This window comes from Neorhizobium sp. T25_27 (genome assembly GCF_002968565.1).
Taxonomy (GTDB): domain Bacteria; phylum Pseudomonadota; class Alphaproteobacteria; order Rhizobiales; family Rhizobiaceae; genus Neorhizobium; species Neorhizobium tomejilense.
Genome location: NZ_PVBJ01000009.1, coordinates 28,149 through 43,929, shown reverse-complemented (window position 1 = coordinate 43,929; position 15,781 = coordinate 28,149). Strand labels below are relative to the sequence as shown.

Genomic DNA, 15,781 nt, shown 5'->3' with positions numbered 1-15,781 from the left:
TTTGCTGCATTGCAGAATCGATGCTGCATTGCAATATTAGGCCTGTGTCTTGGGAGGAATTCTAGGTTTAAGGAACCAAGGCCAATGACGACCCGCTTCCGCCCGATCCATTCGGGTTTCGAAACTCTTCGCATCGCCGGCCTGTCGCCGCGCTCGACGAAGGGCTATCACCATTTCGGCTCCGCGACGAACGAGCAGCTCACCTCCTGCGCCATGGCGCGCACGGTCGGCGTCACTCGTCCGGCTTCGGTCTTCGCCGATTTCCGCGAACGTTGATCGCGCGACCCAAGGAAGCATCAGCCATGACGGCCATCCTCCACCCGATCCGCACGCTGCGTGAGAACTTTTCTCACATCGGCGCTGCCGTGAACGCATCGCGCGAATACAGCCGCGCCGGTGCTGTGCGCGCCTCCGCCGAAGCGACCAACCCGGTCGCCGCGGCCATCCCGCTTTAAGCATCCGGCTTTTCAAGCCCCGGGGGTCAAGCCCCCGGCGGCGAAGCCTTGCGCGCCGCCTTCCGCTCGAGCCCCAATTGATGCTCGCGGTAGATGATGAAAATCCCCGCCGATACCGTGATCGCCGTCCCGACCAGCATGGCCGCCGTCGGCACATCCCCGAACAGAACATAGGCGATGCAGATCCCGAGAAGGATCGAGGTGTATTCGAACGGCGCCACCGTCGAGACATCCGCATTGCGGTAGCTTTCGGTCAGCAAAATCTGGCCGACGCCGCCGCAAAATCCGGAACCGATCAGGAAAAGCTTCTCCGGCATCGTCAGCTCTGCCCAGCCGAAGGGCAAGCTGAGCAGTGAAAACAGAGCGCCCGACAGCGAGAAATAGAGCACGATCGTCGCCGTCTTCTCGGTGCGCACGAGCTGTCGCGTCTGGATCATCGCAAAGCCGGCCAGCACCGCCGAGAGGATGACGGAGGCGGCGCCCATCGCCTGCTCCGAGCCCATTCCGCCCTGTTCGAACATGGTGAGTTTCGGCCAGGAGATGATCACCACGCCGACCATGCCGACCATGACCGCGCTCCAGCGATAGATACGCACCGTCTCCTTCAGGAAGACCGCGGCGAAGACGACCGCCAGCAGCGGCGAGGAATAACCGATCGCGATCGCATCCGGCATCGGCAGGTGCACCAGGCCGTAAAAGCCGAAGACCATCGAGAGAATGCCGAGAAAACCGCGTTTCACATGGCCGGTCAGGCTGTTCGTGTGGAAGGCGCCGCGCAACTCGCCCTGGAAGGCGAGATAGACCATGATCGGCACAAGCGCGAAGGCGGAACGATAGAAGGTGATCTGGCCTGCCGGGATATCGGGACCTGCGGATTTGATACAGGTCTGCATCATCACGAAGATCACCACGGAGGTGACTTTGAACATGATCCCGCGCAGGGGATTCAGGGCATCGGCGGCCATCAACAACTCATGGGGATTCTTGGGGGATTTTCGGTGGAAATCCAGTCCGCACGGACAGGGCGTTTTGGAGAAACGATCGGGGAAGATTCAGTTTGACGGCAAAGTAACGGAAAAGTGCCGTGAGGGGGATCAAAACTGATGATAGGTCGATCAATATCCGTGACCTTGTGAAAGATTGCGCGAAATGCAGCGGATCAAAATCACGCTTTATTTTAGCCAAAGTTTCAACAATCGTTTAGCATTGCGTGCAATTATCCCCGCGGCGACGGGTGTGTGTGCCAGTTCGAGGGAGTGCTGCGAAGCTCCCGACACCAATTTGAAGAGCCGGTTCAGGAAGCAACATGCGAACAGATACGGGCCAGATCGTTCATCTGGCAGATTACCGCCCCACCGACTTCGTCCTGGAACGCGTCGATCTGACCTTCGAGCTCGACCCAACCAACACCAAGGTTGATGCGCGGCTGATCTTCCACCGGCGCCAAGGTGTCGACCCTTCGGCGCCGCTGGTGCTGGATGGCGACGAACTGACGCTGTCCGGACTGCTGCTCGACCAGAACGAAGTGCCCGCGGCGCAATACGATGCGACGCCGGAAAGCCTGACGATCCGCGATCTGCCCGCCGACGCTCCCTTCGAAATCACCGTCACCACCTTCATCAATCCGGAAGCCAACACCCAGCTGATGGGCCTCTATCGGACCAACGGCATCTATTGCACCCAGTGCGAGGCGGAAGGCTTCCGCCGCATCACCTATTTCCCGGACCGGCCGGATGTGCTGGCGCCCTATACGATCACCATCATCGGCGACAAGGCCGCCAATCCGGTCATGCTGTCGAACGGCAATTTCCTCGGCGGCGCCGGTTACGACGAGGGCCGCGCGTTTGCCGCCTGGTTCGACCCGCATCCGAAGCCTAGCTATCTCTTCGCGCTGGTCGCCGGCGATCTCGGGGTTGTCGAGGACACGTTCGTCACCATGTCCGAGCGCGAGGTGACGCTGAAGATTTATGTGGAGCATGGCAAGGAGGCACGCGCGGCTTATGCCATGGACGCGCTGAAGCGCTCGATGAAGTGGGACGAGGAGCGGTTCGGCCGCGAATACGACCTCGACATCTTCATGATCGTCGCCGTGTCGGACTTCAACATGGGGGCCATGGAGAACAAGGGCCTCAACGTCTTCAACGACAAATACGTTCTCGCCGACCCGGAAACCGCGACCGACCAGGACTACGCCAATATCGAGGCGATCATCGCCCACGAATATTTCCACAACTGGACCGGCAACCGCATCACCTGCCGCGACTGGTTCCAGCTCTGCCTCAAGGAAGGCCTGACGGTCTATCGCGACCACGAGTTTTCCGCCGACCAGCGTTCGCGCGCGGTGAAGCGCATCGCCGAGGTGCGGCACCTGAAATCGGAGCAGTTCCCGGAAGATGCCGGTCCGCTCGCGCATCCGGTCCGCCCGACCAAATACCGCGAGATCAACAACTTCTACACGACCACCGTCTACGAAAAGGGCTCGGAAGTCACCCGCATGATCGCCACGCTTCTCGGCCGTGACGATTTCAAGGCGGGCATGGACCTCTATTTCGAGCGCCACGACGGACAGGCCGCGACGGTCGAGGATTTCGTCAAGTCGTTCGAGGATGCGAGCGGCCGCGACCTTACGCAATTCTCGCTCTGGTATCACCAGGCCGGCACGCCTCTGGTCACTGTGTCGAGCGACTACGACCAGGCAAGCGGCACCTTCAAGCTGTCGCTCGAGCAGATGATCCCGGCGACCCCCGGCCAGACGGCCAAGGAGCCGATGCACATCCCGCTCTCCTTCGCGCTCATCCTCGACAACGGCTCGGCGGCAGTGCCGACCAAGGTCGCTGGTGGCGAAGTCACCGGCGACGTGCTGCATCTGACCGAACGCCGGCAGACCTTCACCTTCTCGGGGATTTCCTCCCGTCCCGTCCTGTCGCTCAACCGTTCGTTCTCGGCACCGATCAACCTGCATCTCGACCAGACGCCGGCCGATCTTGCCCATATCGCCCGCCACGACACCGACCTCTTCGCCCGCTGGCAGGCGCTGACCGATCTTGCTCTGCCGAACCTGATGCAGGCGGCGCGCAACGCGCGGGACGGCAAAAAAATCACCTGCGACCCAGCTTTCGTCGCAGCACTTCTCGAAGCCGCCGGCGACGAGACGCTGGAGCCCGCCTTCCGCGCCCAGGCGCTCACGCTGCCGAGCGAGGCAGACATTGCCCGCGAACTCGGCGGCAACAATGACCCGGATGCGATCCATGCCGGCCGCAACGCGATTCTTTCGGAAATTGCCAAGGCCGGCACCAGAACCTTCCTGCGCCTGTTCGAGGACATGAAGGTCAAGGGCGCCTTTACGCCGGATGCGGCAAGTGCGGGCAAGCGCTCGCTGCGCAACACCGCGCTGTCCTACCTGACCTACGCGGAAGGAACGCCAGCCCGCGCGGCCGCAGCCTTCGCATCCGCCGACAACATGACCGATCTCGCCCAGGCGTTGGCGGTGCTCGCCCATCGTTTCCCGGACGCGCCGGAAACGACAGACGCGCTCGCCACGTTCCTCGCGCGCTTCGACGGCAATGCCCTTGTCGTCGACAAGTGGTTCTCGGCCCAGGCGACCATTCCGGGTGCCGGCGCGCTTGCCCGCGTCAGGGCGCTGATGGAAAACCCGCGCTTTATCGCCAGCAATCCGAACCGGGTGCGCTCGCTGATCGGCACGTTCGCCTTCGGCAATCCGACCGGCTTCAACCGCGCCGATGGCGAAGGTTACCGGTTCCTGGCCGAGCAGATCCTGGCGATCGATCCGCGCAATCCGCAGCTTGCGGCCCGTATCCTCACCTCGATGCGTTCATGGCGATCGCTGGAACCCCAGCGCGCCGACCATGCCCGCGGGGCGTTGACCACGATCGAACAGGCGGCAACGCTTTCGACCGACGTGCGAGACATCGTCGAGCGGATGCTGAAAGGCTGAGCCTAATGCGCCGGCTTCAAGCGCCGGCGCATTTTTCCAGGAAGCTGGAAACCAGCGAGCGGCAATAGTCGGTCGTCAGCTCGCGATCACCGAACAGGATGTGATAGATGATCGGCGCGACGACGACGTCGATCGCTTCGCTCACGTCGAAGCCCGTCTCGCCCCTCGTCAAGGCGCGCTCGCGCAACGTCTCCAGGTGATCATAGGTAAATTGGCAGCAGCGGCCCGCCGCATTGCCCTCCATGCTGCCGAGCACATCCGCCAGCATCGAACGTCCGACCTTCGACGACATCTCCTCCGCATATTGAAGAATGAAGGTTTCGAGGTCGGACCCCATCGCGCCGGTATCTTCCGGGTCGGCAACCGGCCGCATGCGCGCGACCGCGACATCTGCCAGGAGTTCCGACAGATCCCCCCAGCGGCGATAGATGGTCGACGGCGTCACGCCGGATTTTTCCGCAATCATCGGCACGGTGATCTCGCCGCGATCCATGGTCTTCAGCATATCCCGTACCGTGCGATGCACCTCCGACTGTATGCGGGCACTGCGCCCACCCTGGCGCACCATTTCCCTGGCCAATCTGTTCTCCTTGCCGGCACGTGCCGGAGATATGAAGTTCCTTAACGCAAAGATATTGCATTAATCCGGCAATGCAACTACATGCGGCTAACGCTAATAATTTGCGTTAAGGTGAACCGCCATGAGCAGCATCCTCCCCTCGCCCAATTCCCCGTCCGCTTTCCGGATGACGGTCTACAGTTTCATATTCGCAATGCTGATCTCCGCGACCAGCAGCGCACCGACGCCGCTCTACCATCTCTACCAGGAACTTTTTCATCTCTCGCCGGCGATGATCACCCTGATCTTCGGTTCCTATTCCTTCGCGCTGCTCGCAGCGCTTCTGACCGTCGGCGGGCTTTCGGACTATCTCGGGCGCCGCCCGCTGATCCTGCTGGCACTGATCTTCAACGCCGCGGCGCTGATCGTCTTCATGCTGGCTGAATCGGGCACGATGCTGCTCGTCGGCCGTATCGTCCAGGGTTTCGCGACCGGCATCGCCTTCCCGACCTTCGGGGCGACGATCCTCGATACCGACAAGCGCAGAGGGCCGACGCTCAACAGCATCACCGCCTTTCTCGGCCTGATGGTCGGCACGCTTGCTGGCGGCACGCTCGTCGCTTTCGCACCCGCGCCGACGCACCTCATCTACGCGCTTCTTTTCATCGTGACGGTGGCCGGTATCATCGCGCTTGCCTTCATGCCGGAGACCATCACCGGACGGCCGGGCGCGCTCGCCGCCATGCGCCCGCATATCAGCGTACCGCGGCAGGCCCGCGCGACGCTTCTCAAGGTCACGCCGGTCAATATCGCCGGCTGGGCGCTCGCGGGCTTCTATCTGTCGCTGATGCCGACGTTAGTCGCCGTTGCGACCGGCGTCACCTCGCCCTTCGTCGGCGGCACGGTCGTCGCCACGCTGATGCTCAGCGCCACCGCCTCGGTCTTCATCTTCCGCACATGGGCGCCACAGCGGGTTCTCTTCACCGGCGGGGCCACGCTGATAATCGGCGTCCTGATCACGCTCTCCGGCGTATACCTTGAGGCCGTCGGGCTTCTCTTCCTCGGCACGGCAGCCGCCGGTCTCGGCTTCGGATCGATCTTCTCGAATATTCTGAAGGTCGTCCTACCGCTTGCCGAAAGCCACGAACGCGCCGGCCTGTTCGCAGCCTTCCTGGTCGAGAGCTACCTCGCGTTCTCGATCCCCGCGATAGCCGCAGGACTGATCGCCCCTACACTCGGCCTCTCCAATGCCGCGTATGTTTATGGCGGTGCAATCATCACGCTGGCGGTGATTTCGATCGCGGCCACACGCACCAACCTTTCCGAAAGCCCGGCCGTCTCCTGAGACAGCCGGTTTGCCGCCCCCGCGGGACTCTTCCGATTCGCAATTGAATCAAATCGTTAAAAAAATCTTAGCAAGCCTCTGGACACGAAGAATCACTAATGATTCATTAAGGCAGATTCGGGCGAGCGGCGCGCCGAATCACCATGAGGGATACCATGAAAACCATGTCGGACGTGCGGCGGGCAACCGCGGCCGAGGGGCGGCTGCGTCTAAAATTTCCAAGCCTTGGAAGTTTGCGGCGGGTCATCCCGGATGAGGCCCGACTCTCCGTCAAGCCCATCGCGCGGCAGATGCCGCGGGTGGAACTCGTTCTCAAGCGTTCGATCCCCCTTCTTATCATCGCCTTCCTCACCGTCGTAGCCGCGTCGCGCATTCTCGGCATCGTCTCTGAATACACGCGGATGGAAGATGCCGCACGGCAGGCAACCGCGCTGATGGCAGCCGCGGCGAGTGCTGCCTTCTCAGGCGACGCAACGGCACTCATCGGTCGGGACCGCGCCGCCGCGGAAAAACGCCTTGGGACCTTTCTGCCGCAGGAACGCCTGGAGGCCGAGGCCTTCTTCCTCTTCGTCGACGAAACCGGCCGGATCTTCGGCGGTACCAAGCAGGCCGCCAGCTATGTCGGCAGGCGCCTGACCTCCGTCCTGCCGGAAACCGCGGCACTGCGGCGGTTCGGCGACGAGAGCGGCGTGATCGAGACCTATTTCGGCGAAATTCCGCACTATGCGGCGATCGAGATGGTCGGCAGCGAAGGCGCGCTGATCGTGGCAGCCTACTCGCTGGAGAGCATCAATCTGGCCTGGCGTCACGACGTCTCCCTCAACGTCACGCTCTTCACCGGCATTTCGGCGATCCTGCTGGTCATCCTCTACGCCTATTACATGCAGGTGAAACGCGCCCGAGAGGCCGACGAAACCTTCGTCGAATCCAATCTGCGCATCGAGACGGCGCTGTCGCGCGGTCGTTGCGGGCTTTGGGATTTCGACGTCAGCAACCGGCGCCTGTTCTGGTCGGGTTCGATGTACGAGATGCTCGGCCTGCCGCCTGCGGGCAACGTGATCTCGTTTACCGATGCCGCACGGATGATGCATCCGACCGACGGCAATATCTATGCGCTCGCTCGCGCCATCAGCCGTGGCAATGCCAAGCAGGTCGACCAGGTTTTTCGCATGCGCCATGCGGCCGGCCACTACGTCTGGATGCGCGCCCGCGCCCAGTTGGTGAAGACCAGCCAGGGGCGTACCCACGTCATCGGCATCGCCATGGACGTCACGGAGCAGCATCGCCTTGCCCAGCGTTATGCGGAAGCCGACCAGCGTCTTGCGGACGCGATCGAATGCACGTCCGAAGCCTTCGTTCTCTGGGACAAGAACGACCGCCTGGTGATGTGCAACACCCATTTCCAGCAGGCTTACGGCCTGCCAGACAGCGTGCTGGTGCCCGGCACCGAGCGTCACGCGGTCAACGCCGCCGCAGCGCGCCCGGTCATCGAGCGCCGTGTCGCCGATCCGGACGGCAGCGGCCTTTCGCGCACCACGGAAGTGCAGCTCGCCGATGAGCGCTGGCTGCAGATCAACGAGCGCCGCACTCGCGATGGCGGCCTGGTCTCGGTCGGCACAGACATCACGCTGCTGAAGCGCCACCAGGAACGGCTGCGCGACAGCGAGCGCCGGCTGATGGCGACGATCGGCGATCTTTCCTCCTCGCAGAAGAAGCTGGAGCGCCAGAAGTCCGAGCTTTCGATCGCCAACGCCAATTATCAGGCGGAAAAGGACCGTGCGGAGGCCGCCAACAAGGCCAAGTCGGAATTCCTCGCCAACATGTCGCATGAACTCAGGACCCCGCTCAACGCGATCCTCGGCTTCTCGGAAATCCTGACGAACGGTATGTTCGGACCGCTCGGCTCGCCGAAATATTCGGAATATTCGAAGGACATCCACGACAGCGGCAAACATCTCCTCAACGTCATCAACGACATCCTCGACATGTCGAAGATCGAGGCAGGCCACATGCGCATCCAGTGCGAGGCGGTCGACCTGAAGCCGCTGATCGAGGAAAGCCTGCGCCTCACCTCGATCTCGGCCCAGGATAAGCAGATCGCCATCCATCAGCGCCTGTGTGACAGCCTCAACATGATGGCCGATCGCCGCGCACTGAAGCAGGTCATGCTCAACATACTCTCCAACGCGGTCAAGTTCACCAACCACGGCGGCCGGATCGAACTGCGTGCCCGCAAGATGGAAAAAGGGGTGCTGCTGACGATCGCCGACACCGGCATCGGCATTCCGCTGGAAGCGCTCAACAAGATCGGCCAGCCGTTCGAGCAGGTGCAGAGCCAGTATGCCAAGAGCAAGGGCGGCTCGGGATTGGGGCTTGCCATTTCCCGCTCGCTGATCGGCCTGCACGGCGGCAAGATGCGGATCCGTTCGCGGGTCGGCGAAGGCACCGTCGTCTCGCTGCTTATCCCCGATCAGCCGATGCTGGTCGGTCGCAAGCGGGTGGCCTGAGATCGACCGCGAAACCGGATGAAGGGCGGAGGCGCCCTCACTTCCGGACGGCCGACTGGAATATTCCCCGCACCGCCTTCGAGAGCCGCTTTACCTCGCCCTCCAGCGTGCGGATATCCGGGCAATCCCCTGCCCGGCAGACGCGCTCGACGAGCCCTGCGGGCGCCTCGCCCGGATCGAACGGTCCGTCGACGCAGAGCCGGACGATCTGCGAAAGCTCGGTGAAAAGCCGTAGCGCCTCGACGCAGGTATCGAGATCGGCAGGCTTCATCAGCTTTTCGCCGAGCGCCTTCAGGGCTTCCTCGGTGCTGAAACCATAGGTATCGAGCGTCACGCCCCTGGTCGGCGCTATCAGCCGCAGATACTGGGCGATGAACTCGATATCGATCAGACCGCCGGGGACCAGCTTGAAATCCCAGATATCGCGCGGCGGCTTTTCCTTCTCGATCAGCTCCCGCATCTCGGTCACGTCGTTTGCGATCTTGGCGATATCGGGCTTGGTCGACAGCACCTCGCGGATCAGGCCCTTTGCCTCGTCGACGAGGCTTTCCTCGCCGCAGATCAGCCGGGCCCGGGTGAGCGCCATGTGTTCCCAGGTCCAGGCCTCCTGGCGCTGGTATTTGCCGAATGCGTTGATGCGGGTGGCGACCGGCCCCTTGTTGCCCGACGGCCTCAAGCGCAGATCGACCTCGAAGATCACTCCCTCGGCCATCGGCGCCGAAAGCGCTGCGACCAGCCGCTGCGTCAGGCGGGTAAAATAACGGCTGGAATCGAGCCGCTTGTCGCCCTCGCTTTCCGTCGCCTCGCTATCGTAATCATAGAGAAGGATGAGATCGACGTCGGAACCGGCAGTCAGTTCGAAACTGCCGAGCTTGCCCATGCCCATGACGGCGACGCGGCCGCCCGGATAGAGGCCATGGGCGCTGCGGATCTCCGCCGTCACCGCCTTCAGAGCGGCGTCGATCAAAAGGTCGGCGAGATGGGTGAAGGCGCGTGCCGCCTGGGCACCCGAGATCGCCCCCGTCAGCAGCCGGATGCCGATCAGGAAACGCTGCTCGGCGGCAAAGATACGCAACCGGTCGAGCTTTTCCTCGTAGTGCCGGCCGGCGGTCAGGAATGCCGCCAGGCGATAGGAGAGATAATCTCGGGTCGGCAATTCGGCCATCAGGCCGGGATCCAGCATGCCGTCGAAGACATGCGGCTTGGAGGCGATGATATCGGCAAGCCGCGGCGCCGAGGACATGATCGTGACGATCAGCGCCAGCAGCGGTGGGTTGTTGCCGATCAGCGAGAAGAGCTGGATGCCGGCCGGCAGCCCCCTCAGAAAACTGTCGAACCGCAGCAGCGCCTCGTCGGCACGTTTGCTCTCGCCGAATGCCATCAGCAGCGCCGGCATCAGCTCGGTCAGCCGCTCGCGCGCCTCTGCCGATTGGGTGGCGCGGTAGCGGCCATAATGCCAGGTGCGGATGACGCGGGAAATGTCGGCCGGGCGCTCGAAGCCGAGCGAGGCGAGCGTCTTCAGCGTGCCCGGATCGTCCTGCTGGCCGGTGAAGACGAGATTGCCGTCGCCGCCGGACAGTTTTGCCTCCTGTTCGAACAGCCGGGCATACCGTTTTTCGACGGTCTTCAGCACATATTCCAGCCTGGCGGAAAAGCTGGCGGTATCGGCAAAACCGAGCATGAAGGCGATGCGCTTCAGTTCGGGCTCGGTTTGCGGCAGGTTATGGGTCTGTTCGTCGTGGACCATCTGGATGCGGTGTTCGACATCGCGCAGGAACCAGTAGGCCTCGGTCAATTCGGCGGCGATGTCAGGCGCGATCCACCGCGCCTCGGCGAGCGCCTTCAGCGCCACTTCCGTCTCGCGCGCCCGCAGGGGCGGCATGCGGCCGCCGGCGATCAGCTGCTGGGTCTGGGCGAAGAACTCGATCTCGCGGATGCCGCCGCGACCGAGCTTGACGTCATGGCCCTTCACGGCGATCGCGCCGTGGCCCTTGTGCACGTGGATCTGCCGCTTGATCGAATGGATGTCGGCGATCGCCGCATAATCAAGATATTTGCGAAACACGAAGGGGGTCAGCAGCCGCATGAAATTTTCGCCGGCGGCGATATCGCCGGCGATCGGCCGCGCCTTGATGAAGGCCGCCCGCTCCCAATTCTGACCGCGGCCCTCGTAGTAGATCAGCGCCGCATCGAGCGAGACGGCGAGCGGCGTCGAACCGGGGTCGGGACGCAGGCGCAGGTCGGTGCGGAACACATAGCCGTCCGCCGTGCGTTCCTGCAGGATGCGGATCAGCCGCCGCATCATCCGGCCGTAGACTTCCGACCCGTCGAGCGGATCGGCAAGGATGCCCGCTTCAGGGTCGAAGAAGACGACGATATCGATGTCGGAGGAATAGTTGAGCTCGCGGCCGCCGAGCTTGCCCATGCCGAGTACGATGAGGCCCGAGCCCTTGCTCGGTTCTTCGAGGTCGGCGAGCTTCAGTTTACCGCTCTCATGACCGGAGACCAGAAGGTGGTCGATCGCCGCCGCGACGGAGGCTTCGGCAAACAAACTCAGCCAGCGCGTCGTGTCCCTGGCGGAAAAGATACGGGCGAGATCGGCGAGCGCGACAAGGAAGCTCAAGGCCCGCTTGCCGGCACGCAGCGCGGTCATCACCTCGTTTTCGGAGGGCGCCTTGCCGTCCGTCTTCTGCCAGGCCCGGCGGGCCGTATCCACCAAACGCTCCAGCGTCGGCTCCAGCGGCTCGGTGATTGCGATCGTCAACAGCCTTGGCGTGATGACCGCAGTATCGCGCAGGTAAGGCGAGAGGGTGAAGGCAGCGACGATGAAATCCTTGAGCGCGCTATCCTTGCCAAGCAGTTCCGCGACGGAAGGCTCGGACTTGCCGATATCCTTCAAGGCCGCCATTGCCGCCTTGGTTTCCGTCTGGTTCAGCGGGCGGATCACCTCCGCCTTCACCGTATCGAGCCGATTTCCGGTCTCCGACACTGGCACCTCCCGTGATTCTTCCCTGGCGAAACTTAGGGCTTCGGCACGGGAAAGACCATGGTGACCGTCAGGCCGGGTGCTGCGGCATTCGTCTCGTCGGTGGCGGAGAATTCCAGCGACCCGCCGTGCAGCTCCATCACCGCTTCGACCAGCGAGAGGCCAAGGCCGGTGCCAGGTTTGGAGCGGCTTTCGTCCAGGCGAAAGAACCGCTTGGTCACTTCGCCCCGCTTGTTGGCCGGAATGCCGGGGCCGTTGTCGCAGACGGAGAGCCTGAGCGTGCCGTCGCTCCTGGCGAGCTTCACGCCGATCTTCGGCGTCTGGCTTCCCTCGGAAGCATATTTGATCGCATTGTCGAGGAGATTGAAGATCGCCTGGCCGATGAGCTCCCGGTTGCCGGTGACGACGAGACCCGGTTCGAGCTCGGTGGTGAGCGAAAGTCCCGCCTCCTCCGCCGCCGGCTCGTAGAGTTCGGCACTGTCGGCGGAGATCGCCGACAGATCGACATCGGACATTTCCGCAGCAATCGAGCCCGCCTCGACACGGGAGATCATCAGCAGCGCGTTGAAGGTGCGGATAAGCTGGTCCGATTCGGCGATGATGCCTTCGAGCGCTGTGCGGCGCACATCCGCGCGATCCTCGCCCAGCGCATCGGCCGCCTTGTTGCGCAATCTCGTCAGCGGCGTCTTCAGGTCGTGGGCGATGTTGTCGGAAACCTGGCGCAGACCTTCGTTCAGCTTCTCGATGCGTCCGAGCATGGCGTTCAGCGAATCCGACAGCCGGTCGAATTCGTCGCCGGACTTGCCGACCGGCAGACGCTGCGAAAGATCGCCCGCCATGATCTTCTGGCTCGCCGCCGACATGCGGTCGATGCGTTTCAATGCATTGCGGCCGATGCCGAACCAGATCACCAGCGCTCCGACGCCCATGATGGCCAATGCCACCATCAGCGCCCGGCGCACAATGCCACGGAACCGGCTCGGATCGCCGAGATCGCGGCCGACCAGCAGCCGCAGACCGTTGTCGAGGCGGATGACGTTGGCGGTCGCCAGATGCCGGCCGCGGCGGTCCACTTCCGTATAGGGTTCATAGGTGAAGGGGATGTCCGTCCAGCCCTGCTCGTCGAGCACGCCCGGCTGCACCGCGGCGACGTTGCCGGCGAGCATTTCGCCGTTGGGACCGGCGATGACATAGAGGTTAGCGCCCGGCTGGCGGGCCCGTCGCTCCATCATCCGCAGGAGAAGGCTGACGCCGCCCCGTTCATAGGCGCGCTGTATCTCCTGCACTTCCTCCTGCAGCGACTGGCGGGTCTGCTGCGCCAGCAGCCGTTCGGACATCGCCGTCACGTAAATGACCAGGAATGCCGCACACAAGGCGAAGAGCAGGATATAGAGCGCCGACAGCCGCACGGCCGTCGAGCGGAACATCAGGCGGGCGCGTGCCAGCAACTCGGCTTACCCCTCGTCCTTGATCATGTAACCGGCACCGCGGATCGTCTTCAGAAGCGGCTTTTCGAAATCCTTCTCGATCTTCGATCTCAGCCGCGAGACATGCACGTCGATGACATTGGTCTGGGGATCGAAGTGATAGTCCCAGACGTTTTCGAGCAGCATGGTGCGGGTCACCACCTGGCCGGCATTCTTCATCAGATATTCGAGCAGGCGAAATTCGCGCGGCTGCAGCAGCACTTCCTTGCCGGCGCGCTTCACTTCGTGCGACAGCCGATCAAGCTCCAGATCACCGACCCGGTAGACCATGTCCTGTTCCGGCGTCCCCTTGCGGCGACCGAGCACTTCGACGCGGGCGAGAAGCTCGGAGAATGCATACGGCTTCGGCAGGTAGTCGTCGCCACCGGCGCGCAGGCCGGTCACGCGGTCGTCCACCTGGCCGAGCGCCGAAAGGATCAGCACGGGCGCATTGACGCCGCGCTTTCTCAGTTCGCTGATGACGGACAGCCCGTCGCGGCGCGGGAGCATGCGGTCGATGACCATCACGTCGTAGGAATTCTCGGTCCCCATGAACAGACCGCTCTCGCCGTCGCTTGCATGGTCGACCACTATCCCGGCCTCGCGAAAGGCCTTGGTCATGTAGGCTGCCGCCTCCAAGTCGTCTTCTATCACCAGAATCTTCATGTGCGGGACAATAGCGTCCGCGCCTGTCTTTGCACTACGGGAATCTGCGGTGCCGGCAGAATATCGGGTATCCGTCTCCATCACTCGCTCCATGGAAAGAAGAAGGGCGCCGACCGTTGCCGGCGGCGCCCCTGACCTTGCGACCTATTTGGGAAATCAGCCTTCGTTGATCGGCAGGGCGACAAAGCGGCTGGTATTGTTTTCACCAGCCACCTGGAACAGCGCGCGGGTGCGGCCATCCTTGCGGGCCTGGTCGAGAACCTTGCCGACATCGGCGGCGCTGGTGACCTTGCGGTTGTTGACCGAGACGATCTTTTCCCCGGTCTTCAGGCCGCGGGCAGCGGCTTCGCTATCCGGATCGACGTCGGTGACCGAGAGACCGGAACCATCTTCCGCCGGAGCGACGGTGATGCCAAGGCTGGCAAGCGCCTTGTCGCTGGAGGGCGCCGGGGCGTCGGGCTGCTTCGGCGTGGCCGCGGCGGCTTCGTCGCTCTGGAGATTGCCGAGCGTGACCGGGATCTTCTGCGCCTTGCCATCGCGCCACAGGTCGACATCGACCTTGGTGTTGGGGCCGAAGGCGGCGACGCGCTTGGCGAGATCACGGGCATCCTTGATCGGCTGGCCGTTGACGGCGGTGATGACGTCGCCTTCCTTGATGCCGGCCTTCTGGCCCGGAGAGCCTTCCTGCGGAGCGACGACGAGAGCGCCGGACGCTTCCTTCAGGCCGAGCGAATCGGCGATGTCCTGGGTGACCGGCTGGATCTGCACGCCGAGCCAGCCGCGATCCACCTTGCCGTCCTTCATCAGGTCGGCAACGACGTCCTTGGCGGTGGAAGACGGGATCGCAAACGCGATGCCGACATTGCCGCCCGACGGCGAGAAGATCGCGGTGTTGATGCCGACCACTTCGCCGGAGAGGTTGAAGGTCGGGCCGCCGGAATTGCCGCGATTCACGGCCGCATCCACTTGGATATAATCGTCATAGGGACCGGAGCCGATGTCTCGGCCGCGGGCCGAAACGATGCCTGCGGTGACCGTACCGCCAAGGCCGAACGGGTTGCCCACGGCAACCACCCAGTCGCCGACACGGACCTTCGAGTCGTCCGCAAAGTTGACATAGGTGAACTTGCGGCTGGTGGCGTCGACCTTGAGCACGGCGAGATCGGTACGGCTGTCCTTGCCGACCAGCTTGGCTTCGAGTTCCGTGCCATCGTTCAAAACGACCGTGTAGGCGGAACCGTCCGAAACGACGTGGTTGTTGGTGACGACATAACCGTCTTCGGAGATGAAGAACCCGGAGCCCTGTGCCGCCGGGCGCAGGCGGTGAGGACGGTTGCCGTCCTGGCCCCGCGGGCCGTTGCGGTCGGCGCGATCCTGGTTGCGGTTGTTGCGGTCGCCCGGAGCACCGGGAGCGCCCGGCACCTGGCCGCCGAATTCACGGAAGAACCGCTTCAGCGGATGGTCGTCGGGAAGCTGGTCGAAACCGCGGCCGCCGAAACTGAAGGAACTGGTGTCATCGGAAACGGGCTGGGCGTCAGACTGGACGCGCACGGAAACGACGGCGGGGGAAACGGCCGAAACGACATCGGCAAAGCTCGGGGCCTGCGGTGCGGTGACGCTGACCGGAGCAGCAAGGGACTGCGTGACCTGAGCCGGGATGCCGCTCGAGAGCATGACCGCGGCAAGACCAGCAACCGTGGTGGTCTTCAAGACGGTCTTCAGAGAGGGACGTCCGATATTGCGCATGTTTTAAGCTACCTTCTTCTCTTCAGTCATTTTGGCCGGAGGTCAGCCAGGCGGTGGATGACAAGAGATATAGGCGCTCGCAGGTTAACTGCAGGT

General features: G+C 63.1%; 11 protein-coding genes. 5 read left to right on the top strand and 6 right to left on the bottom strand.

Translation table 11 applies throughout. The features are described 5' to 3' along the window. Nucleotides 1-84 precede the first annotated feature (84 nt). Complete coding sequence (locus C5J24_RS22470; protein ID WP_046637552.1) at nt 85-276, top strand: hypothetical protein; 192 nt, start codon at nt 85-87, stop codon at nt 274-276. 26 nt (nt 277-302) lie between these two features. Continuing rightward, on the top strand, nt 303-455 hold the full coding sequence (locus tag C5J24_RS32010) for a hypothetical protein (RefSeq protein ID WP_172724101.1): 153 nt from the start codon (nt 303-305) through the stop codon (nt 453-455). Between the two features lie 26 nt (nt 456-481). Here the strand turns inward: C5J24_RS32010 and C5J24_RS22465 are convergent, their stop codons facing one another. Further along, complete coding sequence (locus C5J24_RS22465) at nt 482-1,420, bottom strand: DMT family transporter (RefSeq protein WP_105421121.1); 939 nt, start codon at nt 1,418-1,420, stop codon at nt 482-484. Between the two features lie 341 nt (nt 1,421-1,761). Here C5J24_RS22465 and pepN point away from each other — a divergent pair, with 341 nt between their 5' ends. Further along, nucleotides 1,762-4,410 carry an aminopeptidase N gene (gene pepN, locus C5J24_RS22460; protein WP_105421120.1) on the top strand — a complete coding sequence of 883 codons (2,649 nt, stop codon included), beginning with the start codon at nt 1,762-1,764 and terminating at the stop codon, nt 4,408-4,410. A gap of 16 nt (nt 4,411-4,426) precedes the next feature. Here pepN and C5J24_RS22455 read toward each other — a convergent pair whose 3' ends face one another. Next, a complete protein-coding gene (locus C5J24_RS22455; protein ID WP_105421118.1) occupies nt 4,427-4,990 on the bottom strand; it encodes a TetR/AcrR family transcriptional regulator in 564 nt (187 codons plus the stop codon). 121 nt (nt 4,991-5,111) lie between these two features. Here C5J24_RS22455 and C5J24_RS22450 point away from each other — a divergent pair, with 121 nt between their 5' ends. Beyond that, nucleotides 5,112-6,314 carry an MFS transporter gene (locus C5J24_RS22450; protein WP_105421116.1) on the top strand — a complete coding sequence of 401 codons (1,203 nt, stop codon included), beginning with the start codon at nt 5,112-5,114 and terminating at the stop codon, nt 6,312-6,314. 164 nt (nt 6,315-6,478) lie between these two features. Next, nucleotides 6,479-8,821: a PAS domain-containing sensor histidine kinase gene (locus C5J24_RS22445; protein WP_105421431.1), complete on the top strand. Its 2,343-nt coding sequence runs from the start codon at nt 6,479-6,481 to the stop codon at nt 8,819-8,821. A 37-nt stretch (nt 8,822-8,858) separates the two neighbouring features. Here the strand turns inward: C5J24_RS22445 and C5J24_RS22440 are convergent, their stop codons facing one another. From C5J24_RS22440 to C5J24_RS22425, 4 genes are all read right to left on the bottom strand, one after another. Next, nucleotides 8,859-11,810 carry a bifunctional [glutamine synthetase] adenylyltransferase/[glutamine synthetase]-adenylyl-L-tyrosine phosphorylase gene (locus C5J24_RS22440; protein ID WP_105421114.1) on the bottom strand — a complete coding sequence of 984 codons (2,952 nt, stop codon included), beginning with the start codon at nt 11,808-11,810 and terminating at the stop codon, nt 8,859-8,861. Between the two features lie 32 nt (nt 11,811-11,842). Then, nucleotides 11,843-13,234, bottom strand: coding sequence for an ATP-binding protein (locus C5J24_RS22435; protein WP_172724116.1), 1,392 nt, complete (start codon nt 13,232-13,234; stop codon nt 11,843-11,845). A 27-nt stretch (nt 13,235-13,261) separates the two neighbouring features. Continuing rightward, nucleotides 13,262-13,939: a response regulator transcription factor gene (locus tag C5J24_RS22430; RefSeq protein WP_046628356.1), complete on the bottom strand. Its 678-nt coding sequence runs from the start codon at nt 13,937-13,939 to the stop codon at nt 13,262-13,264. Nucleotides 13,940-14,095: 156 nt separating this feature from the next. Further along, the gene (locus C5J24_RS22425) at nt 14,096-15,685 is read right to left on the bottom strand and encodes a Do family serine endopeptidase (RefSeq protein WP_105421112.1); all 1,590 of its coding nucleotides are present in this window, start codon (nt 15,683-15,685) and stop codon (nt 14,096-14,098) included. Nucleotides 15,686-15,781: the final 96 nt, after the last annotated feature.